The organism is Paucibacter sediminis (genome assembly GCF_030254645.1).
GTDB classification, from domain to species: Bacteria; Pseudomonadota; Gammaproteobacteria; order Burkholderiales; family Burkholderiaceae_C; genus Paucibacter_B; species Paucibacter_B sediminis.
This window is the reverse complement of sequence record NZ_CP116346.1, coordinates 1,410,665-1,435,864: the sequence shown is the minus strand read 5'-3', so window position 1 is coordinate 1,435,864 and position 25,200 is coordinate 1,410,665. Positions and strand designations below refer to the sequence as shown.

General features: G+C 71.2%; 21 protein-coding genes. 11 read left to right on the top strand and 10 right to left on the bottom strand.

All coding sequences use genetic code 11. The features are described 5' to 3' along the window. The first annotated feature begins 61 nt into the window (after positions 1-61). A complete protein-coding gene (locus PFX98_RS06480; protein WP_285234362.1) occupies positions 62-907 on the top strand; it encodes a PhzF family phenazine biosynthesis protein in 846 nt (281 codons plus the stop codon). Here the strand turns inward: PFX98_RS06480 and PFX98_RS06475 are convergent. After that, positions 892-3,159, bottom strand: coding sequence for a putative bifunctional diguanylate cyclase/phosphodiesterase (locus PFX98_RS06475; RefSeq protein ID WP_285234361.1), 2,268 nt, complete (start codon positions 3,157-3,159; stop codon positions 892-894). The two genes, PFX98_RS06480 and PFX98_RS06475, sit on opposite strands and share 16 nt — an antisense overlap. A 173-nt stretch (positions 3,160-3,332) precedes the next feature. On the opposite strand from PFX98_RS06475, the gene PFX98_RS06470 reads away from it, so the two are divergent. After that, complete coding sequence (locus PFX98_RS06470) at positions 3,333-4,640, top strand: tryptophan--tRNA ligase (RefSeq protein ID WP_285234360.1); 1,308 nt, start codon at positions 3,333-3,335, stop codon at positions 4,638-4,640. 146 nt (positions 4,641-4,786) lie between these two features. Beyond that, complete coding sequence (locus PFX98_RS06465; protein ID WP_285234359.1) at positions 4,787-6,484, top strand: AMP-binding protein; 1,698 nt, start codon at positions 4,787-4,789, stop codon at positions 6,482-6,484. Here the strand turns inward: PFX98_RS06465 and PFX98_RS06460 are convergent. Next, the gene (locus PFX98_RS06460) at positions 6,481-7,521 is read right to left on the bottom strand and encodes a histone deacetylase family protein (protein ID WP_285234358.1); all 1,041 of its coding nucleotides are present in this window, start codon (positions 7,519-7,521) and stop codon (positions 6,481-6,483) included. The genes PFX98_RS06465 and PFX98_RS06460 overlap by 4 nt on opposite strands. 13 nt (positions 7,522-7,534) lie before the next feature. Beyond that, complete coding sequence (gene ctlX / locus PFX98_RS06455; protein ID WP_285234357.1) at positions 7,535-8,470, bottom strand: citrulline utilization hydrolase CtlX; 936 nt, start codon at positions 8,468-8,470, stop codon at positions 7,535-7,537. A gap of 120 nt (positions 8,471-8,590) precedes the next feature. On the opposite strand from ctlX, the gene PFX98_RS06450 reads away from it, so the two are divergent. From PFX98_RS06450 to PFX98_RS24670, 3 genes are read left to right on the top strand one after another with little or no spacing between them, the layout of a single operon-like run. Further along, positions 8,591-9,028, top strand: a complete 438-nt coding sequence (locus PFX98_RS06450; protein ID WP_285234356.1) for an Lrp/AsnC family transcriptional regulator — start codon at positions 8,591-8,593, stop codon at positions 9,026-9,028. A gap of 4 nt (positions 9,029-9,032) precedes the next feature. Further along, entirely contained in the window at positions 9,033-9,527 is a 495-nt protein-coding gene (locus PFX98_RS06445) for a hypothetical protein (RefSeq protein WP_285234355.1), read from the top strand. Continuing rightward, entirely contained in the window at positions 9,520-10,416 is an 897-nt protein-coding gene (locus PFX98_RS24670; protein WP_342399174.1) for a GNAT family N-acetyltransferase, read from the top strand. Before PFX98_RS06445 ends, PFX98_RS24670 begins: the two co-directional genes overlap by 8 nt. Here PFX98_RS24670 and PFX98_RS06430 read toward each other — a convergent pair. After that, positions 10,397-11,449, bottom strand: coding sequence for a zinc-dependent alcohol dehydrogenase family protein (locus PFX98_RS06430; protein WP_285234354.1), 1,053 nt, complete (start codon positions 11,447-11,449; stop codon positions 10,397-10,399). The genes PFX98_RS24670 and PFX98_RS06430 overlap by 20 nt on opposite strands. Before the next feature lie 102 nt (positions 11,450-11,551). On the opposite strand from PFX98_RS06430, the gene PFX98_RS06425 reads away from it, so the two are divergent. From PFX98_RS06425 to PFX98_RS06415, 3 genes are all read left to right on the top strand, one after another. Continuing rightward, complete coding sequence (locus tag PFX98_RS06425; protein WP_285234353.1) at positions 11,552-12,475, top strand: LysR substrate-binding domain-containing protein; 924 nt, start codon at positions 11,552-11,554, stop codon at positions 12,473-12,475. 116 nt (positions 12,476-12,591) lie between these two features. After that, a complete protein-coding gene (locus PFX98_RS06420) occupies positions 12,592-13,134 on the top strand; it encodes a GNAT family N-acetyltransferase (protein ID WP_285234352.1) in 543 nt (180 codons plus the stop codon). 73 nt (positions 13,135-13,207) lie between these two features. Next, positions 13,208-14,686, top strand: a complete 1,479-nt coding sequence (locus PFX98_RS06415) for a serine hydrolase (RefSeq protein ID WP_285234351.1) — start codon at positions 13,208-13,210, stop codon at positions 14,684-14,686. A 16-nt stretch (positions 14,687-14,702) separates the two neighbouring features. On the opposite strand, the gene PFX98_RS06410 is transcribed toward PFX98_RS06415, so the two are convergent. Together PFX98_RS06410 and PFX98_RS06405 are read right to left on the bottom strand one after the other, a co-directional pair. After that, entirely contained in the window at positions 14,703-15,092 is a 390-nt protein-coding gene (locus PFX98_RS06410) for a cupin domain-containing protein (RefSeq protein WP_285234350.1), read from the bottom strand. A 99-nt stretch (positions 15,093-15,191) separates the two neighbouring features. Beyond that, positions 15,192-15,869 carry a DUF4336 domain-containing protein gene (locus tag PFX98_RS06405; RefSeq protein WP_285234349.1) on the bottom strand — a complete coding sequence of 226 codons (678 nt, stop codon included), beginning with the start codon at positions 15,867-15,869 and terminating at the stop codon, positions 15,192-15,194. 95 nt (positions 15,870-15,964) lie between these two features. Between PFX98_RS06405 and PFX98_RS06400 the strand changes: the two genes are divergently transcribed. After that, positions 15,965-16,843, top strand: a complete 879-nt coding sequence (locus PFX98_RS06400) for an AraC family transcriptional regulator (RefSeq protein WP_285234348.1) — start codon at positions 15,965-15,967, stop codon at positions 16,841-16,843. Between the two features lie 6 nt (positions 16,844-16,849). On the opposite strand, the gene PFX98_RS06395 is transcribed toward PFX98_RS06400, so the two are convergent. Further along, positions 16,850-20,827 carry a sensor histidine kinase gene (locus PFX98_RS06395; protein WP_285234347.1) on the bottom strand — a complete coding sequence of 1,326 codons (3,978 nt, stop codon included), beginning with the start codon at positions 20,825-20,827 and terminating at the stop codon, positions 16,850-16,852. 109 nt (positions 20,828-20,936) lie between these two features. Here PFX98_RS06395 and PFX98_RS06390 point away from each other — a divergent pair, with 109 nt between their 5' ends. Beyond that, positions 20,937-21,572: a LysE family translocator gene (locus tag PFX98_RS06390; protein ID WP_285234346.1), complete on the top strand. Its 636-nt coding sequence runs from the start codon at positions 20,937-20,939 to the stop codon at positions 21,570-21,572. A 12-nt stretch (positions 21,573-21,584) separates the two neighbouring features. Here PFX98_RS06390 and PFX98_RS06385 read toward each other — a convergent pair whose 3' ends face one another. The 3 genes from PFX98_RS06385 to PFX98_RS06375 all read right to left on the bottom strand — a co-directional run bounded on the left by PFX98_RS06385 (position 21,585) and on the right by PFX98_RS06375 (position 25,160). Further along, on the bottom strand, positions 21,585-23,255 hold the full coding sequence (locus PFX98_RS06385) for a SulP family inorganic anion transporter (RefSeq protein ID WP_285234345.1): 1,671 nt from the start codon (positions 23,253-23,255) through the stop codon (positions 21,585-21,587). After that, entirely contained in the window at positions 23,245-24,105 is an 861-nt protein-coding gene (locus PFX98_RS06380; RefSeq protein WP_285234344.1) for an MBL fold metallo-hydrolase, read from the bottom strand. The genes PFX98_RS06385 and PFX98_RS06380 overlap by 11 nt, the downstream gene beginning before the upstream one ends. A gap of 62 nt (positions 24,106-24,167) precedes the next feature. Next, a complete protein-coding gene (locus PFX98_RS06375; protein ID WP_285234343.1) occupies positions 24,168-25,160 on the bottom strand; it encodes a Bug family tripartite tricarboxylate transporter substrate binding protein in 993 nt (330 codons plus the stop codon). Between the last annotated feature and the right edge of the window lie 40 nt (positions 25,161-25,200).

Here is a 25,200-nt window from a genome sequence, read left to right as displayed (position 1 = left end):
GCCTGCGCCGCCTTGGGCACCATGGCGGCCTTGGCCATTCCGGCGAACGGGAACTCACATCATGCGATCGGATCAGGTGCAACACTGGGCTGCGTTTTCAGACGGCGAGCAGGGCGGCAATCCGGCCGGCGTGCTGCTGGGCGCGACGCTGCCGCCCGCAGCCGAGATGCAGGCGCTGGCGGCCTCGCTGGGCTATTCGGAAACCGTCTTCGCCGCGCCCCTGGGCGATGGCGATTGGCGGGTGCGCTATTTCTCGCCCGCGGCGGAGGTGCCTTTCTGCGGCCACGCCACCGTCGCGCTGGGTGCGGCGCTGGCGCAGGCGCATGGCGCGGCGCGCTACGAGTTGCAGCTCAACCATGCCCGCATCAGCGTCGAAGGCCAGCGGGCCGGCGCGCTCACGGCGGCCGCCCTGCAGTCGCCGCCCTCGCGCAGCGCGCCCGCCGCACCGGCGCTGCTGGCCGAGGCGCTGGCCTTGTTCGGCCTGACCGCGCACGAGCTGGACGCGCGCCTGCCGCCGGCGCTGGCCCATGCCGGCAACGACCATCTGCTGCTGATGCTGCGCGGGCGCGCGCGCCTGGCGGCCATGCATTACGAGCTGGAGGCGGGGCGGCGCCTGATGCAGGCGCACGGCCTCACCACCATCCTGCTGGGTTGGGCCGAGACACCGCGCCTGTTCCACACGCGCAATGCCTTCGCCATCGGCGGCGTGCTGGAAGACCCGGCCACCGGCGCCGCCAGCGCCGCCCTGGGCGGCTATTTGCGCGACATCGGCTGGCCGCACGAGGGCAGCATCGAGATCGTGCAGGGCGAGGACATGGGCATGCGCTCGCGCCTGCGGGTGGAGATCGGCGGGGAAGCGGGCGCCTCGCTGCGCGTCTCGGGCACGGCGCGTCAGCTGCGCGCCTGAGCCAGCAGCTCGCCAGCCGCCGCCGCGCTGAGCGGCCGGCCGAGGTGGAAGCCCTGCAGCTGGGTGCAGCCCAGCGCCTCCAGGGCCTGCGCCTGGTCTTCCGTCTCCACCCCTTCGGCGACGATCTCCAGCCCCAGCGAATGGCCCAGCGCGCAGGTGGCGCGCAGCACCGCCGCGGCGTCGGCGCGCGGCAGCGGCTCCACCATGCTGCGGTCCAGCTTCATGGTGCTGATGGGCAGCTTGCGCAACATCGTCAGCGAGGACTGGCCGGTGCCGAAGTCGTCCAGCGAGCACAGCACGCCGGCGCGCTTGAGCCGCTCCAGCTGCGGCAGCACATGGCCCAGGTGGCCGATCGCGGCGGTCTCGGTGATCTCGATCTCGATCGCCGCGTGCGGCAGGCCGGCCTGGTCCAGCATGCGCAGCACCTGTTGCGCGAAGTCAGCGTCCTCGAACTGCAGCGGCGAGACGTTCACCGCCACCGTGGGCACGGCCGCATAGCGGGCATGCCAGTCGCGCAGCTGGGCGACGGCGGTTTGCAGGATCAGCTCGCCCAGGCCCTTGATCTGGCCGGTGCGCTCGGCCGCGGGCACGAACTCGGCCGGGCTGACGCGCGTGCCGTCGGGCCGCTGCCAGCGCGCCAGCGCCTCGAAGCCGCACAGCCGGCGCGTGCCGGCGCGGAACTTGGGCTGGTACTCCAGCAGGATCTCGCCGGCCTGGATGGCCTGAGCCAGCGCCTGCTCGGCCTGCAGGCGCGCGCGCGCGGCGCGGTTCATGCCCTTGTCGAAGAACACATAGGAATTGCCCGGCAGGGCCTTGGCGCGGTGCATGGCCGAATCGGCGGCGCGCAGCAGGCTGGGGGCGTCGCGGCCATCCTGCGGGTAGAGCGCCACGCCGGCCGAGAGGTGCACGAACAAGACCTGACCCCCGACGCTGAAGGGCTGCTCCAGCAGCGCCAGCATGCGCTCCACCTCGCGCTGCGCGCCGGCGGCGTCGGCCATGCCCTCCAGCAGCACGATGAACTGGTCCTCGCCCAGGCGCGCCAGCATGGCCTGGGCCGGCAGCTCGCGGCACAGGCGCTCGCCCAGCGCGCGCAGCAGCTCGTCGCCCAACTCGTGGCCGAGGGTCTCGTTGATGAGCTGGAAGCGGTCCACATCGGCCGAGATGAGGGCGAAGGGATCGCTGCGGGCGGTCAGGCGCTGCAGCTGCTCGACGGCGAAATTGCGGTTCGGCAGGCCGGTGAGCTCGTCGTGCAGGGCCTGGCGGCGCAGCGCCTGGATGGCGTGCTGGCGCGCGGTGTCGTCGATCAGGGCCTGCAGCTCGGCCGGCGCGCCGTCCCATTCGATCTGGCTGGACAGGCCGCGCACATAGAGCGAGCGGCCGTCGTGCGAGAGCCGCGGTCCCTCCCACTCGACGCGCGCATCGGCGCGCGCCATCACCTGGGCATGGCGCTGCTCGGCCGCCGGCTGCAGATCGGGAGGCACCAGCTCGCGATGCAGATCGGCGCGCTGCGCCTGGCCCAGCTCGGCATAGCCGAAGATCGCCAGCGCGGCGCGGTTGGCATAGAGCAGCCGACCGCCGCGCAGCACCGCCAGGCCCTGCAGCGAATGCTCGGCCAGGCGGCTGAAGCGGTCGGCCTGTTCGCGCACCTCGCGGTGCGCGCGCGCCACCGAGAGCAGGATCAGGCCCAGGCACAGCAGCGTCTGCACCAGCAGGCCCAGCGCATGGGTGATGGGCGAGCGGCTGAGCGGATCCAGCAGCGGGCCGATCGCGTGCACGGTGCCGGAGGCCAGCAGGATCAGGCCCACCACGCGCTCGCCGCTGCCGCCGGCCCCGAGGCCGATCCAGCCCGCGCAAAGCCAGTTGCCCACGGCGAGCACGATGGCGGCGGCGATCACCGCATGGCTCAGTTGCACGCGCGACAGGCCGGCGATCAGCAGCATCGCCAGGCCCAGCGCCGCGGCCCAGCGTCGGTGTGGCCAGGGCAGGCCTCGGTAGGCGTGCGCGCCGGCCATCAGCAGATAAAGCGAACTCGTCACCGCCAGCGATGCGGCCAGGGCCTGGATGTCGGCACGCGGCCCCTGCATCTCGACGGGCACCAGGGCGACGCCCAGCGCCAGGCCGGTGCCCAGCAGTACGGCACTCCAGCCCCACAGGCGCACATAGACGTAGCGCCGGTCGATCCGCCAGAGCACCAGCATGGCCGCGCCCATCAGCACGTCCAGGCAGGAGCTGATCAGTATCAGGCTGTCCATCCAGAGCTTTCGCCGTCCTCCCGTGGGCCGCGCCCCTGCGATGGGGGCCGCGCGCCCTGCCTATCCTAGGCGATGCGCGCGCCCGCCGGGGCAAGAACTGGCCCCACCGGAAGGGGGAGGGCTTTGCCGCGACAATAGCGGCCAGCCTGCCCGAACTCCTTCGCACCCACATCATGACCCAGCGCGTCCTGACCGGCATCACCACCACCGGCACCCTCCATCTCGGCAACTTCGTCGGCGCGGTGCGCCCGGCCATCGCGGCCAGCCGCGAGCCCGGCGTGGAGAGCTTCTTCTTCATGGCGGACTACCACGCCCTCATCAAGTGCGACGAGCCGGACCGCATCGAGGCCTCGCGCCTGCAGATCGCCGCCACCTGGCTGGCGGCCGGCCTGGACACCTCGCGCGTGGTGTTCTACCGCCAGAGCGACATTCCCGAGATCCCCGAGTTGACCTGGCTGCTGACCTGCGTCACCTCCAAGGGCCAGATGAACCGTGCCCATGCCTACAAGGGTGCGGTGGACGCCAATGTGGCGGCCGGCGAGGACCCGGACGCCGGCATCACCATGGGCCTGTACAGCTACCCGATCCTGATGGCGGCCGACATCCTGATGTTCAACGCGCACCGCGTGCCGGTGGGCAAGGACCAGGTCCAGCACATCGAGATGGCGCGCGACGTCGCGCAGCGCTTCAACCACCTGTTCGGCCGCGGCCAGGATTTCTTCGTGCTGCCCGAGGCGAATGTGGAGGCCGACATGGCCCTGCTGCCCGGCCTCGACGGCCGCAAGATGAGCAAGAGCTACGACAACGTGATCCCGCTCTTCGAGGGTGGCGCCAAGGCCATGCGCGAGGCGGTGGCGCGCATCGTCACCGACTCCCGCCTGCCCGGCGAGCCCAAGGATGCCGACAACTCGCACCTCGTCACCATCTATGACGCCTTTGCCACGCCGGCGCAGCGCGCCGCCTTCCGCGCCGAGCTGCGCGCCGGCCTGGGCTGGGGCGAGGCCAAGCAGCGTCTGGTGGACCTGATCGAGGCCGAGATCGGCCCGATGCGCGAGCGCTACGAGGCGCTGATGGCGCATCCCGAGCGCATCGAGGCGATCCTGCAGGAGGGCGCCGCCAAGGCGCGCGCGCTCGCCGCGCCGCTGCTGGCCCAGCTGCGCGAGGCCGTCGGCCTGCGCCGCTTCCAGCCGCTCAAGGCGGCCGCCGCGCCCGCCGCCAAGTCCAAGCCGGCCTTGCCGGTGTTCAAGCAATACCGCGAGGCGGACGGCAAGTTCTACTTCAAGCTCGCCAGCGCCGAGGGCCAGGTCTTGCTGCAAAGCCAGGGCTTCGAGCAGGGCCGCGAGGCCGGCCAATGGGTGGCGCGCCTGAAGCGCGAGGGCGCCGCGGCGCTGGCCGAGGCGCCGGTGCAGCGCGGCGAGGGCGTGCCGGCCGAGCAGGTGGCCGAGGCCCTGGCGGCCCTGCTGGCGGCCGAGCAGGCCTAGGGTGTTGAGCGGCTGCTAGAGCGCCGCCTCTTAAATCGCGCCGACCCGCACAAACCCCCTGGCGGGCTTGTCGACACTGTCTACCATCTGCTGATAGCCTTCGCTAGCAAAAAAGCAGTATGAAAGAAAACAGGAGACAAGACCCCATGGCCAGCATTCCCGCCGACAGCCTCGCCCTGCAACGCCTGTACCACTGGGAGCGCACGGCCGCCGACCGCGTGATACTGACGCAGCCTCTTGGTGCGACTGGTGGCGGTGAGCTCCAGACCTTCACCTGGGCCCAGGTGGCCGACCAGGTGCGCCGCATGGCCGCGCATCTGCAGGCCCAGGGCTGGGAGCCCGGCTCGCGCGTGGCCATCCTCTCCAAGAACTGCGCCTGGTGGCTGATGAGTGACCTGGCGATCTGGATGGCCGGCTATGTCTCGGTGCCGCTCTATCCGACGTTGGCGCCGGACACGATCCGCCAGATCCTCACCCACAGCGAGGCCAAGGCCTGCTTCATCGGCAAGCTCGATGGCTGGGCCGGCATGAAGCCCGGCGTGCCGGCCGGCCTGCCCTGCATCAGCTACAAGCTCTCGCCGGACGACGCGAAGAACGCCTACGAAGGCTGGGACGCGATCTGCGCGCGCACGCAACCGCTGGGCGGCGAGCCGCTGCGCGGCGCCGACGAGCTGGCCACGCTGATCTACACCTCGGGCACCACCGGCGCGCCCAAGGGCGTGATGCACAGCTTTGCCAACTTCGCCTGGGCACTCACCGCCGCGATCGGCCGCGTGCCCATGGGCGCCGACGACCGCCTGCTCTCCTACCTGCCGCTGGCCCATGTGGTGGAGCGCGTGCTGGTCGAGCATGGCTGGCTGCGCGCCGGCTTCAGCGTCTACTTCGCCGACTCGCTGGACACCTTTGCCGCCGATCTGCAGCGCTGCCGCCCCACCATCTTCTTCTCGGTGCCGCGCCTGTGGGTCAAGTTCCAGCAGGGCGTGCTGCACAAGATGCCGCAGGCGAAGCTCGACAAGCTCCTGCGCCTGCCGCTGATCGGTGGCCTGGTGCGGCGCAAGATCATGAAGGCGCTGGGCCTGGACCAATGCCGGGTGGCCGCCGGCGGCGCCGCGCCCATGCCGGTGGCGCTGCTGGACTGGTACCGCCGCCTCGGCCTGGCCGTCAACGAGGGCTATGGCATGACCGAGAACCTGGCGATCTCGCACATCACCATTCCCGGCAAGAACCAGACCGGCACCGTGGGGCCGGCCTATGACGGCGTGCAGACGCGCATCGACCCGGTCAGCGGCGAGCTGCAGATGAAGAGCCCGGCGGTGATGCAGGGCTACTTCAAGGAACCCGAGCTGACCCGCGATGCCTTCACCGAGGATGGCTGGCTGCGCACCGGCGACAAGGCCGCGTTGGACGCGAGCGGCTGCCTGCGCATCACCGGCCGCGTGAAGGACCTGTTCAAGACCAGCAAGGGCAAGTACGTCGCGCCCGCGCCGATCGAGGACAAGCTGATGCTGCACAGCGCGGTGGAGGCCTGCGTGGTGACCGGCGCCAATATGGGCCAGCCGGTGGGCATCGTGATGCTCTCGGCCGACGGCATCGTGGCCAGCCAGGATCCGGCGCAGCGCGAGCAGCTCAGCGCCGAGCTCAACGCGCACCTGAAGTCCATCAATGCCCACCTCGACCCACATGAGCAGATGGATTGCCTGGTGGCGGTGAAGACTCCCTGGACGGTGGACAACGGCTTCATCACCCCGACCTTCAAGGTCAAGCGCAACCGCGTGGAAGAGATCTACGGCCCGCAACTGGAGGGTTGGGTGGAGCAGCGCAAGAAGGTGGTGTTCGGCGACTAGGCCGTGAAGCCCTCCAGCACATTGGCCACATTGATGCCCAGCTCGGCCACCGCATAGCCGCCCTCCATCACCAGCACCGTCGGCAGCCCCAGGGCGGCGACGTGCTGGCCGATGCGCAGGAAATCCTCGCTTTGCAGCGTGAAGCGCGAGATCGGATCGCCCTCGAAGCTGTCCACCCCCAGGGCCAGCACCAGCGCCTCGGCGCCGAAGGTGCGGATGCGCGCCAGCGCCGTCTGCAGCGCGGCCAGCCAGGGCTCGACGCCGCTGCCGGCGGGCAGGGGCAGGTTCAGATTGCAGCCCAGCCCGGCGCCCGCACCGGCCTCGTCCGCATAGCCCAGGTAGAAGGGGTATTCGGTGCTGGGGTCGCCGTGGATCGAGACGGTCAGAACATCGGCGCGCTCGTAGAAGATCTGCTGCGTGCCATTGCCGTGGTGGTAGTCCACGTCCAGCACCGCCACGCGCGTGGCGCCGGCCTCGCGCAGCGCCTGGGCCGCCAGGGCGGCGTTGTTGAGGAAGCAGTAGCCGCCATAGAAATCGCTGCCGGCATGATGGCCGGGCGGGCGCGTCAGCGCCATGCTGGCGCGCCGCGCGCCGCTGGCGAGCGCACGCGCCGCATCGATGGCGCAGGCGGCGCCGGCCAGCGCGGCCTCCCAGGTGCCGGCGGTGATGGGGCTGCCGGCGTCAAAGGCATAACGACCCAGCTGGGCGGACAGATTGCGCGGCCTGACGTCGCGGCGCAGCCCGGCGCCGGGCCAGACCGAGGGCAGCACATCCAGCGCCGCATGGGCCGGGTCCAGCGCCAGCCATTCGGCCCAGACGGTGGCGAGAAAGCCCAGGTAGTCGGGATCGTGGATGCGCAGCAGCAGGCCCATGTCGGGCGCGCCGGGCAGGCGCAGCTGGCCGAGGCCGCGGCGCATCAGCTCCACCAGCACATAGTCCAGCCGCGCCGGGGTTTCGTGGCAGTCCACCAGCCGGCCGCGGTACATCTCCTGGCGGCCGCTGTGGGCGTGGTGCACGGGGTTGTGGAAGATCAGCATGGCACCCTCCCGCTCAGCGCGCGGCCAGGTGGATGCCCGCCAGCATGCAGCGCACCGAGCCGCCGGCCAGCTCGATGGTGGGCACGGCCAGCGGCAGCAGGCGGGCCGAGCGCTCGATGACGGCGCGCTGCGCGGCGCTCAGGCAGGCATGGGCGCGCGCCGAGAGGGCCAGCAGGCGCTCGCCGGCCTGGTCCGACAGCTCGATCGCGTTGCCGGCGAACTCGCCGATCTGCGCGGCGCTCAGCGCCAGCACCGTGCGGCCGGATTCCTCCAGGCGCGCGCGCACCTGGGCCGCGCGCCCGGCGTCCGCGAACAGCTCGAAGCCCACCAGGGCGAACTCGCTGGCCACGCACATCAGCACATTGGTGTGATAGATCGGCCTGCCCTCGGCATCGTGCGCGTCGAACGCCATGGGCTCGTAGTTGAAATGGGTGCAGAAGCGCTCCAGTGCCACCGGGTCGGCGCGCTGCGAGCGTGCCACATAGGCCACCCGCGCCAGATGGTCCAGCACCATCGCGCCGGTGCCTTCCAGGTAGAGGCCGTCGGCCTCCAGGCCGGTGTAGTCGATCACGTCCTGCACGCGGTAGTCGCGCTTGAGCAGCTCGATCACGTCGCTGCGGCGTTCGCGCCGCCGGTTCGGCGAGTACATCGGGTGGATGGCCACATGGCCGCCGGCGTGGGTGGAGAACCAGTTGTTGGGGAACACCGCATCGGGCGTGTCGCGCGCGCCGTCGTCCTCGAACAGATGCACGCGCACACCGGCCTCGCGCAGCTGCCCGGCGGCCCGCGTCACCTCGGCGTAGGCCGCCGCCGCCAACGGCCCCGGCGGCTGCGTGGCCGGGCGCTGGAACTGGTTGTCGGCGGCGGTCTGCGGGTTGGGTGCGAAGTGCTGGGGGCGCACCATCAGCACGGCGCTGGGGGCTTGGGCGGAGCGAAGACGAGCAATCATGAGGCTTGGAGCGAGGTGGCGATGGGCCGGATTCTTCGCTGGGCCGGCGCCGGAAAACAGCCTGCACTGTGCTCATAAAGTACGATGGACCAGGCAAATTGCATGGCTGAACAGCGCACTATGACCATTCCCAGCCTGGACGACACCGACCGCCAACTGCTGGCCCTGCTGCGCGACGACGCCCGCATGCCGGTCGTGACGCTGGCCAAGAAGCTGCGCCTGGCGCGCGCCACGGTGCAGAACCGGCTGGCGCGGCTGGAGCGCGAGGGCACCATCGTCGGCTACACGGTGAAGCTCAAGCCGGGCGCCGAGGCGCACCGCATCCCGGCCATCATGTGCATCGCGGTGGAGGGCAACCAGGCCGCCGAGGTGCGGCGCGCGCTCGCCGGCCATCCCAATGTGGTGGCCCTGCACAGCACCAACGGGCGCTGGGACCTGGTGGCCGAATTGCGCGCCGACAGCCTCGAGGCCTTCGAGAAGGTGCTGGGCGCGATCCGCCAGACCGCCGGCATTGCCAATACCGAGACCAGCATCCTGCTGGCCACCTACAAGCTCTGATGCCATGCAACTGATCGCCGAAAAGCTCGCCAAGACCGACAAGCTCGACCGTCTCACCTGCCTGCGGGCCGATGGCTCGCGCACCCAGACCCAGATGCCGCGCCAGGGCATCGCCCCGCATGACCTGCTGCACTATGTGGTTGAGTCGGCGCTGCCGCTGCGCCATGGCTTTCTGGGCCTGGTGGCCGCCGGCGCCGATGCCGCCTATGTGATGGAACTGGCGCATGGCGCCGATGCCGCCAGGGTCGAGCTCGAAGCGGCGCAGACCGAGAGCGTGGTGGAGGCCCTGCAGACCCAGCTCTGGGCCGGTGCCTACGATGCCGAGGCCTTCGAGGAGGGCGTGCGCACGGCCTGTGCGGCGCGCGGCACGCCGCTGCCCGCCGGCGCCGGCGCGGCGGCGGGTTTGGCCATGTTCGAGGCGGCGCAGGCGCTGGGGCGGCAATGGCAGGCCCTGCCCTTCCATCAAAGCCTGACGCTGGAGTTCCGCGGCCATGAGTGAGCTGAGTTTCCGCCCCGCCACCCTGGCCGACATTCCCGCCATGTCGGCGATCCGCATCGCCGTGCAGGAGAACCGCCTCAGCAACCCGGCGCGCATCACGCGGCAGATGTACGAGGACTATCTGCACCGACTCGGCCGCGGCTGGGTCTGCGAGTCGGACGGCGATGTGATCGCCTTCTCCTATGCCGCCGCCGAGGACGCCTCGATCTGGGCCCTGTTCACGGAACCCGGCCGCGAGGGCCTGGGCGCGGGCAAGCAGCTGCTGCGGCTGGCGGTGGGCTGGCTGTTCGGCCTGGGCCATGCGCGCGTGCTGCTGGGCACCGGGGCGAACACGCGTGCCGACCGCTTCTACGCCGCCCAGGGCTGGGCGCGCGGCGCCATGCGGCCGGGCTCGGGCGAGGTGGACTACAGCCTGAGCAACCCCGGCCCGCTGCGCATCGCGCCGCTGGCGCCGGCCGAGGCCGGCGCACTGCTGGCTGCCTCCGACGCCTATATGCTGAGCCGCTATCCGGCGGTCGGCAGCCATCTGGAAAGCGCCGCGGCGCTGGGCCGCCCGGGCGTCAGCCTGCTGGGCGCCTGGTGGGACGGCCAGCTGGTGGGCTGCGGCGCCGTCAAGCTGGTGCAGCCCGACGATGGCGGCCCCGCCTACGGCGAGATCAAGCGCGTGTTCCTGTTCGAGGCCTGGCGCGGCCGCGGCATCTCCAAGGCCTTGATGCAGCGCCTGGAGCTGCTGCTGCAAATCCAGGGCGTGACGCTGGCGCGGCTGGAAACCGGCATCCACCAGCCCGAGGCCCTGGCCCTGTACCGCGGCCTGGGCTACCAGCCGCGCGGGCCTTTCGGGAGTTATGTGGCCGATGCCACCGGGGTGTTCATGGAGAAGTGCCTGTGAGCGCCGGCGCGATCTCGATCACCAGTTTTCCGACCTGCCCGGCCGTGGCCAGGTCGGCGTAGGCCTGGGCCGCGTCTTCAAAGGCGTAGCGGCGCGCGATCAGCGGTCGCAGGCCGCTGTGCTCGACAAAGCGCACCAGATCCTCGGCCATGGCGCGGCTGCCCACCAGCACGCCGACGATGCGCAGCGCGCCGTCGATCATGGCATCGGCATCCAGCTCGCCGCCCCAGCCCGAGGTGCCGCCCACCAGCGCCAGCGTGCCCTCGCGGCGCAGCGCGGCGAGCGAGCGGCCCAGCGTGGCACGTCCCGCGGTCTCCAACACCAGATCGACGCCGCGCCCGCCGGTCTGGGCGCGTGCCCAGGCCGCCCAGTCGGGCGTGTTCAGGTAGTTGCAGCCGGCATCGGCGCCCAGGCTGCGCGCCAGCGCCAGCTTGGCATCGCTGGATGAGGTGATGAGCACGCGCAGCCCGGCCGCCTTGGCGAGCTGCAGGGCCCAGATCGAGACGCCTCCGGTACCCAGCAGCAGCACGGTGTCGCCCGGCCGGGCGCCGCCAGCGACGAACAGCGCGTTCCAGGCCACCAGGCCGGCGCAGGGCAGGGTGGCGGCTTCGGCAAAGCTGAGCGTGGACGGCATGGCCAGCAGGGCAGATGCCGGCAGCACCACGCTCTCGGCCAGCATGCCGGGCCCGCGGTTGCCCAGTGCGCCCTGCTGCTTGGCCTCGGTGAGCGGGCCGTCGATCCACTGCGGGTAGAAGTTGGCGATCACCGCATCGCCCGGCCGCCAGCCTTGCACCGTGCTCCCCACCTCCAGCACCACACCGGCGCCGTCGGAGAGCGGGCTGATGGCCGGCTCGCCCGGCATGCCGGCACTTGCAATCATCAAGTCGCGGTAGTTGAGCGCGGCCGCGCGCATGCCCAGGCGCACTTGGTCGGGCTGCAGCGGCGGCAGCGCCGTGTCGTCGAGTTCGCAGAGTTGCAAGCCGGCGAGGCCCTGGCCACGTTGCAGCTGGTAGCGACGGAAGGTGCTTGGCATCGGGGTTCCTGCGAGGAGTGAAGCAATGCAGGGAAGTCTATGAGGACAAAGTTTCCGCAGTGGAGTATCTTGTGCGCTTCTATGTAGCCTAGGAGGAACCAATTGGGCGCAAGCGATGCCGAGGAGCGGCTCAAGGGCCTGGCCACCTTTGTGCAAGTGGTGGAGGCGGGCAGTTTTGCCCTGGCTGCCGAACGCCTGCGCCAGACCCGCTCGGCCGTGGGCAAGAGCGTGGCGCGGCTGGAGCAGCGCCTGGGCACCAAGCTCTTCAACCGCAATACCAGGCGCCAGAGCCTGACCGAAAGCGGGCAGGCGTTCTTCGAGCGCTGCCAGCGCGCCCTGGCCGAGATCGCGGCCGCCGAGACCGCGCTGGACGTCTCGCGCCGTGAACTGGTGGGCCGCTTGCGCGTGGCCGCACCCCTGCTGCTGGGGCGGCAGCTGGTGGCACCGCTGCTGAGCCGCTTGCTGAGCCAGCACCCGCGCCTGGAACTGGAGCTGGCCCTCAGTGACCGGCTCGTCGATCTGCAGGGCGAGGGCTTCGACCTGGCCGTGCGCCTGGGTGCGCTGCGCGATAGCGCCACCCTGGCGACGCGCGCGCTGGGCCGGTTCGAGTTCGTGATCTGTGCCGCGCCCGCCTATCTGCTGCGCCATGGCGTGCCGCAGTGCATCGCGGACTTCGCCGGGCACAGCGCCATCGTCTATGCCGGCAGCGGCCCCGAGAGTGCCTGGCAGGCGCAGGACGAGGCCGGGCGCCCGCAGGATCTGCAGGTGCGGCGCCGCCTGCGCCTCGACGATGTGCAGGCGATTGCCGATGCCGCCCTCGCCGGCCTGGGCCTGGCGCGCCTGCCGCGCTGGCTGGTCGCGCCGCACTTGCGCAGTGGCGCACTGCAATTGCTGGGCGAGACACTGCACCGTCACGAGGTGCAGGTGCATCTGGTCTGGCAACAGCAGCGCCAGCTGCCGATGAAGACCCGCGCCGCCATCGACATGCTCGCCGCCGAACTGCCGACGGCCCTGCAGGACGCCTGAGTCGAGCCCCTGTTCTTCACCACCCCCGCCGAGTTCGCCGCCTGGCTTGGGACCAGCATGAGCCGGCCCGAGTCGGTGGTCGAGGCGCGCTGTGCGGGGTTCTATAGTCCGGACCCATGCTGAACCTGCAACCCCTGGCGCGCGGCGATGCCGCTGCCCTGCTGGCCTTTGAGCTGGAGAACCGCGCCTACTTCGAGCGCTGGATCAATCCGCGCGAGCCGGATTTCTACGCGCTTGCGGCGGTGCAGGCCTCCATCGCCGAGGCCGAGCAGGCACGCGCCGCCGACAGCGCCCATGCCTATGTGCTGAAGCTGCACGACGAGATTGTCGGGCGCATCAATCTGCGCCATGTGGAGCGGCGCTTCTTCAACAAGGCCATGCTGGGCTACCGCATGAGCGCCGCGCACCAGGGCCGGGGCCATGCCACGCGGGCGCTGGCCATGGTGCTGGAGGAGGCGCGCACGCGGCTGGGCCTGTGGCGCATCGAGGCCGAGGTGCGTGCCGACAATATCGGCTCCAGCCGCGTGCTGCTGCGCAATGGCTTCCGCGAGTTCGGGCGGGCCACGCGCGCCATCGAGCTGGCGGGCGCCTGGCACGACCTGCTGTACTACGAATGGCATGCCGGCGCCACGCCGCGCCGCTTCGAGCCCGCGGCCTGAATCGAGGCCGCCTGCCGCGTCGACGGCGCTGTAGCATGTCGGCGCCGCATTCGGCACACAGCGGAGAACAACGATGCATGCATTCGCCACGCGCGCCCGCCAGCTGACCCTGGCCGCCGTTCTGGCAAGCGGTGCCGCCCTGGCCCAGCAAGACCTGACCCCGGCGCCGATGACGCCCGTGGCCGCCAAGACTCAGCCCCAGGATGTCTTGCGCCTGCTGGACCTCTGGCTCGACGCCCAGCTCGCCTATGAGCGCGTACCGGCGCTGTCGGTGGCGGTGCAGCGCGGCCCCGAGCTGCTCTGGGCCAAGGGCTATGGCAAGCTCGACGCCGCCGGCCGGCTGCCGGCCGGGCCCGACACGGTCTACGGCATCTGCTCGATCTCCAAGCTCTTCACCGCGGTGGCGGTGATGCAGCTGTGGGAACAGGGCCGCTTCTCGCTCGACGACGACATCGGCAAGCTCCTGCCCGAGTTCACGCTGCAGCGCGACGATCCCGACAGCGGCGCGATCAGCGTGCGCGCGCTGCTGACGCATTCGGCCGGCCTGCCGCGCGAGGCCGATTTCGCCTACTGGACCGCGCCGGACTTCAAGTTCCCAACGCGCGAGCAGATGCTGCAGCGCCTGGGCAGCCAGCGTAGCTTCATGCGCGTGGGCGAGCGCTTCCAGTACAGCAATCTGGGCATGGCCCTGCTGGGCGAGCTGGTGGCCCGGCTCTCGGGCCTGCCGTTCGAGACCTATGTGCAGCGCCACATCCTCGCGCCGCTGCAGCTGGCCGACACGCGCACCGTGCTGCCGCTCGAGCTGCAGGGCAAGCGTCTGGCGCAGGGCTGGGGTTCGCTGCGGCGCGATGGCACGCGCGAGGCGCTCAAGCCTTATGCGGCCGAGGGCATCACGCCCGCGGCCGGCTTCAGCTCCACGGTGCAGGACCTGGCGCGCTTTGCCGCCTGGCAGTTCCGCCTGCGCAAGCAGGGCGGTAGCGAGCTGCTCAAGGTCGCCACCCTGCGCGAGATGCAGCGCGTGCAATGGACCGACCCCGACGGCAAGACCAGCTGGGGCCTGGGTTTCGCGGTGGGGCGCGATGGCAGCCAGACCCTGGCCAGCCACGGCGGCCTCTGCCCCGGCTACCAATCGGGCCTTGTGCTGGCGCTGGACGACGAGTTGGCGGTGGCGACGATGAGCAATGCCAACGACAGCGAGGACTTCGGCAGCCGCTACACGCGTCCGATCCGCAAGCTGCTGGCCAAGGGCCTGAGCCTGCCCGCCAGCAACCCGGCGCTGCCCGCCTATGCCGGGCGCTACAGCGACCAGCCCTGGGAAAGCGAGACCGTGATCGTGCCCTGGGGCGAGCAGCTGGCCCTGCTGCACCTGCCCACGCGCGACCCGGCGGGCGATCTGCAATTGCTCAAGCCGGTCGGGCCCGACCAGTTCCGCGCGCTGCGCGACGACGGCAGCCTGGCCGAGGCCTACCGGTTCCGGCGCAATGCCGCCGGCGAGGTGGAGGCGGTGGAGAGCTGGGGCCAGCTGATGCGGCGCGTGGCGCCGCTGCGCTGACCCGCGCGCGGCGCCGCTACTTCGGCTCGAACATGATCAGCTTGCAGTCGCCGTTGCCGACGTTCTCGACGATGTGGCCGGCGATCGGGTTCTGCACCACCGCACGCCCGGCCACCGGGTGGCCCTCGGCCAGCAGCTTGCCGTCGGCGTTGTAGTAGCGCAGGCTGCAATCGGTCAGCACGTAAACGCCCGAGCTGGCGTGGGCATGCGGTTTGTCCTTCTGGCCGGGCTTCCAGGTGGCGGCGATGACCAGGTACTGCTCGTTCTCGGCGATCACGGTATAGACCTCGGGCGAGGCGATATGCGAGCGCGGCAGCGGCTGGGCCGTTGCCGCCGCGGCGGCGCACAGCAGGCCGGCGACGAGCGAGCAGGCCGGCAACGCGGGGAGAATGGCCTTGGGCAACATGGTGACGGCTCCTTTCTTGCCCAGGTGCGCACACCTCGGGCAGTGCCAGTCTAGAAGGGCGCGTGGCGCGGGGCTTGAGGTGGCGCAAGCCGCTGCTTGCTAGGCCAGGGCGCGCAAGGCGCGTGCCACGCTTGCGTGCGCGTCCTGCTCCAGCGTGGCGTCATGCGCCAGCAGCACGCGCTCGAACGGCCAAGCGAGCAGCCGTTCAATGCTGCGCCGCGCGGCGGCGCGGTCGCGCACCAGGGCGCGCACCGTGCGTGGGGCGGCCAGCTGCCGGTGCACACCGGTCAGGCGTGCATACAGGCGCGCCTGCCAGGAGCCCGCATGCTGCCAGCATTGCAGCAGGTCGGTGAGTATCAGGCTGGCCGAGGGGCGGTGAAACCAGACGGTTTCATTGGCATAGGGGATGCCTTCGAACAGGGCCCAGTCGAGCGCCGGCGCCCATGGCGCTGCGGCCGGCTCGGGCAGCTCCTGCAGGCCGGCGAGCTCGGGCCGCTTGGCACGCAGGCCGGGGGCGCCGAACAGCTGCGCCTGGGGAAAGGCGGCTGCACAGTCGGCCAGGAAGAGGTGGTGGGTCTTGCTGGGTGCCACGATGTAGCGCACCTCACCCAGCTCACACAGCTGGGCGCGCAGCGCGGCGGAGATGGGCACCGGCGAGTGCAGCCACAGCTGCCCGCCGGGCAGCTGCACCACGCTCATGCGTGAGCTGACGGCCAGGCCGTTGACGTGGAATCGATGCTGGGCATGCCAGAGCTGGTCGGTGATGCGATGGAGCACGACGGGGGTTCCCTGCGGGTTGACGAGGCCGCCATGCTGGCCTGGCACGGCCGGGCGGTATTGAAGAGTTTCGACATTGCGTAGACTGCGGCGCCATGCCTGCCGCGTCGAACGCCCACAGCCACGACTACAGCCACGCCTACAGCCGCCTGCTGCTGCCGAGCCCCGGCCTGGCCGGCTGTGTGCGCGGCCTGATGTGCCGCAGCACGCTGGGCCTGGCTCTGCCGGCCGAACAGCGCTTCAACCACTACCCGGCTACACCCCTGTGCAGCCTGAACTGGTGGCTCGAAGGCACGGCCGAGCTGCTGGCACCCGGCGCGCCCGCTAGCCTGCAAAGCCCGCGCCAGACACTGCCGGTGGCGTTCAGCCTGAGCGGCCCCCAGACCATGCCCAGCATCACCTGGAACCCGGGCCCGGCGCGGGGCCTGATGCTGATGCTGATGCCCGACGCGCTGCGGCGCCTCACCGGCCTGGCCCCCGAGAGCCTCATGAACCGCACCGTGGATGCCGCCACGCTGCTGCCCCCAAGCTGGCTGGCCATGGCCGCGCAAGTGGCGGCCGCGCCCGACGATGCCGCCCGCATGGCCTGCATCGAGGCGTTCCTGCGGCCGCTGTGGCGGGCGGAGCGCGTGCCCGCCCTGCAGCGCTATGCCGAGTGGGCCGAAGGCCTGGCCCTGCATGCCGCCACCTCGGCGCCGGGGCGCAGCCTGCGCCAGGTGGAGCGGCGCATCCGGGCCTGGGCCGGCCAGCCCCTGCGCGAACTGCGCGGCCTGGGGCGCGCCGAGCGCGCCTTCTTTGCCGGTCTGCGTGCGCAGCAGCCGCCGGCCTGGGCCCAGCTGGCGCTGGAGCAGGGCTATGCGGACCAGTCACATCTGTGCCGCGAGTCGCGCCGCATCACCGGCTTTTCACCTGCGGAACTGCGGCGGCGTATCGCCAGCGACGAGGGCTTCTGGGCCTACCGGGTCTGGCAGTAGCCGGCTTCAGGACCTCGGCGCCTGCGGCGCATTGAGCGGCAGCAGCAGCTCGAAGCGCGTGCCCTCGCCCGGCGTGCTGGCGACGCTGATGCGCCCGCCCAGCAGCGAGCTGACGATGTTGTAGCTGATGTGCAGGCCCAGGCCGCTGCCGCCCTGGCCCAACCGGGTGGTGAAGAAGGGGTCGAAGATGCGCTTCAGGTGGGCGGGGGCGATGCCGCGGCCGTCGTCGCTGAAGCTCAGCAGCACCTGCTCGCGCCCCTGCAGCTCGGCGGCGAGCCGGATGCGGCCGCCCTTGCGGCCCTCGAAGCCATGCAGCACGGCGTTCACGATCAGGTTGCTGAGCACCTGGCCCAGCGGGCCGGGGTAGCTGTCCAGCATGATGCCGTCGGGCACTTCGAGGGTCAGCTCATGCTGGTCGTGGCGCAGGAAGTTCTGCAGGGTCAGCACGATTTCGGCGCACACCTGGCGCAGGTCGAAGCGGCGGCGCTGGTCCGAGCTCTGGTCCAGCGCCAGCTGCTTGAAGCTCTGCACCAGGGTGGTGGCGCCCTCCAGGCTTTTCAGCAGCAGTTCGCTGGACGCGTCGATGCCGTCGCAATAGCTGTCCAGCTCCGAGCGGCGCAGGCCGCCGTCGCCCAGGCGCTGGCGGAAGCGCCGGCTGCTGTCGCGCAGCGTGCTGGCCATCAGCAGGGCGTTGCCGATCGGCGTGTTGAGCTCGTGCGCGACCCCGGCCACCAGCGCACCCAAGGCGGCCAGCTTCTCCTGCTCCACCAGCTTCTCCTGCGTCAACTCGAGGCGGTGGAAGGCCTCGGCCTTGGCCAGCGCCACCGCGGCATAGGCGCCCAGGTTGCGCAGCATGTCGAGGTCGGTTTCGCGGTAGGCGTCGGGGCGGCTGCTCAGCACGCTGATCACGCCCATCACCTGGCCCTTCAGCAGCATGGGCACGTACAGGCCCGAGCGCGCCGGGTTGGGCGCCAGCCCGTCCTCCAGCTCGATCTGCTGGGCCTCGCCGAGGGCGCGCACGCGCTCGTCCAGCGCGCGCACATCGCGGTTCAGCTCGCGCACGATCAGCTCGCGCGCGTGCAGGGCGCATTGCGAGGCATGCTGCTCCTGGGCGTCGAGGCTGCGCTTGTAGGGCTTGAAGGCGCGGCCGCCCTGGCGCACGAAGTCGAAGCGCACCAGGCGCTCGTCCCAGTCCACCAGGCCGACGCCGAACACGCTGACGTCCATCAGCTTGTCGACATGGCGGTAGAGCGTCTCGCAGATGTCCTTGGCGTCGAGCGAGGCGGTGAGCTCGCGGCCGATCTCGCTCAGCAGGGTGATGCTGCGGCGCGCGCGCTCGGCGGCCTCGTGCTGCACCTCCACCGCCTGCTTCTCGCGCGCCAGCTGCTGCTGCTGCTCCACCACCTGCTGGGTGCGCGCCTGCACCTGCCGCTCCAGCAATTGCTGGGCGCGCTGCAGTGAGCGCAGGCGCAGCAGGTGCAGCAGGCTCAGGCCCAGCAGCAGCAGGGCGAGCGCCAGGCCGCGGAACCAGCGGCTGCCCCACCAGGGCGGCAGCACCTCCACGGGCAGGCTGAAGGCGTCCTCGCTCCAGACCCCGCCGGCGCCGGCCGCCTTGACGAGCAGGCGGTAGCTGCCCGGGTCCAGATTGGTGTAGGTGGCCACGCCCTCGCCGGGCTTGCCGCGTATCCATTCCTTGTCGAAGCCCTCCAGCATCCAGGCGTATTGGTTGAGCGCGTGGTCGTAGAAGCTCAAGGCTGCGAACTCCAGGCTCACCATCGCCTCGCGGTGCGAGAGCCGCAGCGCCTGCGCCTCGTGCAAGGGCCCGTCTATGCCCAGCTCCTGCAGGCTCAGCGGCGCGCTGGCCATGCTGGCACCTGGCGCGGCCGCTGCCGAGGCGCCCGGGCCCGCGTCTGCCAGCAGCGAGCGGTTGAAGACCAGCAGGTCCGACAGCACCACGCGCGGCGGGCTGAGGTTGTCGCGCAGCAGCTCGGGCTTGAAGACATAGAGCGCCGCCGCGCCGAAGAACAGGCTGCCGTCTTCGCTGCGCGCCGCCGCGCCGAAGCTGAACACGCCGTCGAAGGGCCCGCCATGGCTGGGGTAGAGGCGCGCCAGATGCTGCTCGGGGCGCAGGCGCACCAGGCCGCGCTGGCCCGACATCCAGAGTTCGCCATCGACGGCGTCCTGGATCGCATTGATCCAGCCCGGCGGCATGCCCAGGGTCTGGCGCCAGGAGGCCAGGGTCCAGCCCGACCCGTCCTGCAGCAGCTCGTAGAGGCCGAGGTCGGTGCCTACCCAGATGCGTCCGCGGCTGTCCTGGCGCAGCGCCTGGATGTTCAGGCGCGCCGGATTGGCGATGCCGGCGCTGGGCCGCAGCGGTTGCTCGAAGCCCTCGCTCTCGGGCAGCCAACGGTGCAGGCCGCCCTTGGTGCCGATCCAGAGCCGGCCCTCGCGGTCTTCCAGCAGGCAGTCCACCGTGTCGTGCGCGAGCGAACCGGGGCTGCCGGTGGCGCGGTAGCTGCGCAGCCGGCCCGCGCCGTCGATGCGGTACAGGCCGGCCGCGCTGCCGGCCCAGACCTCGCCCTGGCGGTCGCGCAGCAGCGAGCTGATCGAGGCGCCGGCCGGCGTGCGGTGGTCCAGCGCGATGCGCTGGTGGCGGTTCAGGCGGATGTCGTAGCGCGTCAGGCCCTCCTCGCCGCCGATCCAGAGCTGGTCGGCACCCTCGGGCAGCAGGGCCTTGATGCGGGCGATGCCGGTGGCGGCCGGCGCGATGCGCTCGGCATGGCCGCTGGGCAGGTGCAGGCGGTTCAGGCCGGCGCCGTAGGTGCCTACCCAGGCATGGGCGCGGCCATCCGGCACGATCGCCATCACGCCCGGCTGGGCCAGGCTGTCGGCCACATCGGGCAGGTGGCGGTAGCTGGTGAAGCCCTGGCTCTGCAGGTCCACCAGGCTCACGCCATAACCCCAGGTGCCGACCCACAGCGTGCCGGCCTCGTCCTGGAACAGCGAGGCGACGGAGTCGCCGCCCAGGCTGTTCGGCAGCGCCGGATGGTGGCGGAACCACTCGGCCGGCGGCGCGGCGTCGCGCAGGCGCAGCAGGCCGGTGGTGCAGCCCAGCCAGACGGTCTTCTCGTCGTCCTGGCGCAGCGCGTACACCACGCCCAGCTTGGGCAGCAGCGCGGTATCGGCATGCAGGCGCGGCACGGCGCCGCCGAGCTCCCAGATCTGCGCGCCCGCATGCGTGCCGACCCAGAGGCGATGACGATGGTCCAGCAGCAGGCTGCGCACGGTGCCGCGCACGGCGTCGCCACTGGCGGCCGCGGCGTCCAGGCTTTGCAGCTCGCGGCCCGCGGCGTCCAGATGCCGGACGCGTGCCCCCTGCCCGACCCAGACTCCGCCGCTGCCGTCCGGCAGCAGGGCTCTTGCGGTTTCATCGGCCGTCGCGGCGTCAGCGCCGCCGCTGCCGACCCGCTCGGCCTCGCCGCTGCGGATGTCGTAGCGCAGCAGGCCGCCCATGGTGGCCAGCCAGAGGCGGCCGCTGCCATTCGGGGCGAGCGCGAACACGCGCCGCTGCTGGGCGCTCATCCAGGCGGGTAGCTCGTGGCGGCGGATGCGCTCGCTGCCCCAGTCCAGATGGTCGAGGCCGCGCGCCGTGCCCACCCACATGCCGCCCGCGCCATCCGCCAGCAGCGCCAGCACGAAGGCATGGCTGAGGCTGGCGGCCTGCTCGGGCTCGGAGCCGAACAGCTTCATGCGCCGGCCGTCGTAGCGCGCCAGCCCGGCCACCGTGCCCAGCCACATGAAGCCGCGCTGGTCCTGCAGCATCGCGGTCACCGAGTCGTCCGGCAGGCCCTGCTCGCCGCGCAGATGCTGGAAGCGCAGGGTCTGCATGGCCGCGCTCTGCGCCTGCGCGAAGGCGGGCGCCAGCAGCAGGCCGGCCAGCAGGGCAAGCCTCGTCAGCGCGCGCAAGCAGGACAGGCGTGCCATGGCCATGTACGTGGTGCCGCGGCTCGCCGCTGGCAGGCTCCCTGGCGTAGCGTCAACAGGCCCCTAGGTTACCGTAGACTGCCTGCCTTTGGAGAAGGAAACACCACCCATGCTGGGCATCCACGATCTGGGCTTGTTCATCGTCTCCGGCCTGCTGCTGAACATCGCGCCGGGCCCGGACTCCGTCCTCATCATGGCGCGCAGCGCCACCCAGGGCTGGCGCGCCGGCTCGGCGGCGGCGCTGGGCATCGGCGCGGGCACCATCGTGCACATCCTGGCGGCGGCGCTGGGGCTCTCGGCCCTGCTCGCCACCTCGGCCACCGCTTTCGGCCTCATCAAGCTGCTGGGCGCGGCCTACCTGCTCTATGTGGGGGCCGGCATGCTGCTGGCGCGCGGCAAGCCGGCGGCGGCCGCCGAGGCGCCGCCGCCGCCGGCCCTGCCTTATCGCAAGATCTTTGCCCAGGGCTTCTGGACCAATCTGCTGAACCCCAAGGTGGCGCTGTTCTTCCTCGCCTTCGTGCCGCAGTTCATCGCCCCGGACGCCGAGCACAAGGCGCTGGCCTTCATCGTGCTGGGTGCGATCTTCGATTTCAACGGCATGCTGTGGTGCCACTTCCTGGCCTGGAGCACCGCCATGGCGAGCCGGCGCGTGCGCCTGCCCGGCCGCTGGACGGCCTGGCTGAACCGCGCCATCGGCGCGATGTTCGTCGGCTTCGGCCTGAAGCTGGCGCTGGCCGAGCGCTGAAACCGGCAGGGCTCAGGGGCTGACCCAGTCGGGCGCCTGCTGCAGGCCATCCACCATGCCATGGTGGTGGCTGAGATAGAGCCGGCCCTTGAACCAGCGCTGCCAGTCGCTCGCCTTCAGGCGGTCCAGCACCGGGCCCTTGACCTCGCTGAGATCCAGGCGAACGCCCTGGCGCGCGAGCGTGTCGTGCAGCTCGCGCAGCGCCTCCAGGCCGCTGAAATCGATGCCGTTCACCGGCGACATCAGCAGCACCACCCGCCTGGCCTCGGGGTGGTGGTCCAGATGGCCCTGCACCACGTCGCTGAGGTTGCGCACATTGGTGAACAGCAGGCTTTCGTCGATGCGCAGGCCCAGCACGCCGGGCTGGCATTCGACCTGGTAGCGGCCCACGTTGCGGTAATGCTCAGTGCCCGGCACGCGGCCGATCAAGGCCACATGGGGGCGCGCGGTGCGCTGCAGCAGCAGGGCGATGGAGCCCAGCACGCCCAGGCCCAGCGCACCGGTCACGCCCCAGCACAGCACCAGCAGGGTGACGCCCAGCATCAGCAGGCACTCGGGTCGGGCATAGCGCCAGGCCTGCGCATAGGGGCCCAGCTTGAGCCCCGAGAGCACCGCCACCATGATGGTGGCCGCCAGCACCGACTTGGGCAGCCAGGCCAGCGCGGGCGCCAGCAGCAGCATGGCCATGGCCATGAAGAAGGCCACCAGCACGCCGGCCACGCGGGTGCGCGCGCCGGCATCGCTCATCAGCACGCTGCGCGAGAAGCTCGCCGCCACCGGCATGCCGCCGCTCAGGGCGGCGGCCAGATTGGCGGCCGCCAGGCCCATCAGCTCGCGCCGCGGCGTGACGCGCTGGGCATGGCGCCGCGCCAGCGACTCCGCCACCACCAGGCTGCTGACATAGCCCACCAGCGCGATCACCGCTGCGCCCGGCAGCAGCGCCCACCAGAGCTCGGCCTGCAGCCGCGGCAGCGTGAACGGCAGGTGCAGGGGCGGCAGCTGGCCCACCAGGCTGACGCCATGGCCGAGCGCATCGCTGCGCCAGGCGAGCGCCATCATGCATAACAGCAGCAGCAGCGGCGCCAGCCGCGCCAGCACCGGGGTCAGGCCTTGCCGGGCCAGCACCAGCAGGGCCAGCGCGCCCAGGCCGAAGGCGGCGGTCACGGGTTTGAGCGTCCAGCCGCTGGCGGCGGCGCTTTGCAGAATGGTCGGCAGGTCGAAGCCCTGGGCCGGGCTGCCCAACAGCACCGGCAGCTGGCTGGCGGCAATCGTGAGGGTGGCGCCGGTCTCGAAGCCGTGCAGCACCGGCACGCTCAGCAGCGCGGCCAGGGCGTCCAGACGCAGCGCCGCTGCCAGGGCCAGGATCAGGCCGATCTCGGCCGCCAGCACCAGGGCCGCCTCCCCGGGGCTCACGCCCGCGGGGGCCAGGCCCAGGGTCTGCGCAATCATCAGCGCCAGCACCGCCACCGGGCCCACCGCCAGAAAGGGGCTGGAACCCAGCGCGGCATAGAACAGCAGCGGCAGCAGGCTGGCATACAGGCCCACCTGGGCGGGCAGGCCGGCCAGCATGGCATAGGCCAGGCTTTGCGGAATCAGCAGCACGCTCACCACCAACGCGGCGAGCAGATCGTCTTGCAGAAGGCGTTGTCGGTAGTCGCGCCAGCCGGACAGGTCAAAGTGCATTCAGGGGGATCTTCAAATAGCGTCTCCCATTGTCTTCCGGTTCGGGCAGGCACCCACCTCGCACATTCACCTGCACCGCCGGCAGCAGCAGCTGCGGCATCTGCAGGCTGCGGTCGCGCGACTTGCGCATCGCCACGAAATCGTCCTCGCCGACGCCGCGGTGCAGGTGCACGTTGTGGGCCAGCTGGTCATCCACGGTGCTGACCCACATCGCCGGCCGGCTGGCGGGCGGGTAGTCGTGGCACAGATGCAGGCGCGTGTGGCCCGGCAGGGCCAGCAGGCGCTGCACCGAGCGGTACAGCGTGGCCGCATCGCCGCCCGGGAAATCGCAGCGCGCGCTGCCGTAGTCGGGCATGAAGAGGGTGTCGCCGATGAAGACCTCGTCGCCCACCTTGTAGCTCACGCAGGCCGGCGTGTGGCCGGGGGTGTGCAGCACCTCGAAGCTCAGCTCGCCGAGCTGGAAGCGCTCGCCGTCGGCGAACAGATGGTCGAAGGGCTGGCCATCGGTGGGGATGGCGGGGTCGTTGAAGAGCTTGCGAAAGACCTGCTGCACCGCGGTGATATGGGCGCCGATGCCGATGCGCCCGCCCAGGCGCTGCTGCAGATAGGGCGCGGCCGAGAGGTGGTCGGCATGGCAATGGGTCTCCAGCAGCCAATCCACCGTCAGCCCCTCCTCGCGCACCCAGGCGGCGATCAGGTCGGCGCTCAGATGCGAGACGCGGCCCGCCTTGGGGTCGTAGTCCAGCACGCTGTCGATGATGGCGGCGCGCCTGGTGACCGGGCAGTTCACCACATGGGTGACGGTGGCGGTGGCGGCGTCGTAGAAGCTGCGGATATGTGCGTCGGCCATGGCGGGATCCCCTGTTGCCGCTCCAGTGTAGGAAGGCGGTTCCCGGCGCCGCTTGTCGAATATCAATCGACCTTGGCGCCCGAGGCCTTCACCACCTTGGCCCATTTGGCGGTCTCGCTGGCGATCAGGGCGGCGAACTCGGCGCTCGTGTTGCCGCTGGCGATCGCGCCCTGCGAGGCCATGCGTTCCTTGATGGCCGGGTTGGCGAGCGACCTGGAGACCTCGCGCTGCAGCCGCGCCACCTGTTCGGCGGGCATGCTGGCCGGCGCGAGCAGGCCGAACCAGGAGCTGGCCTCGTAGCCCTTCAGCGCCGCGCCGCCGGCCTCCTCGACGGTGGGCAGCTCGGGCACCGCCTCGCTGCGCTGCGCGCTGGTGACGGCCAGGGCCTTGAGCTTGCCGGCCCTGATCTGCGGCAGCGCCGAGGGCAGGTTGTCGAACATCAGGTCGGTGTTGCCGGCCATCAGATCCATCAGCGCCGGGCCGGAGCCGCGGTAGGGGAAGTGCAGCATGAAGCTGCCGGTCATGCTCTTGAACAGTTCGCCGGCCAGGTGGATGGAGGTGCCGTTGCCGCTGGACGCCATGTTCAGCTTGCCGGGGTTGGCGCGCGCCACCCGCACCAGATCGGCCACCGAACTGATGCCGTAATGCTGGGCCCGGGCCGGATTCAGCACAAGCACATTGGGCACCGCCGCCACCAGGGTGACGGGCGAGAAATCCTTCACCGGGTCGTAGGGCAGCTTGGGGTAGAGCGCCTGGTTGATCGCATGCGTGCCCACCGTGCCCATCAGCAGGGTATGGCCGTCGGTAGACTTGGCGACCTCGGCGGCGCCCAGGTTGCCGCCCGCGCCGGGCTTGTTCTCCACCACCACGGGCTGGCCCAGGGCCTTCTGCAGCTCGGGAGCGATGGCACGTGCCAGCAGGTCGGTGGTGCCGCCGGGGGCGAAGGGCACGACGATGCGCAGTGGCCGGCTCGGCCAGGGCGCCTGTGCCAGCGACCAGGGGCTGATGCTCAGGGCGGCCAAGCCCAGCAGTTCACGGCGCTTGATGGTGCTCATGCGCACCAGTATGGGCGCAAGCCCGAGCGCCCCGCCCTGG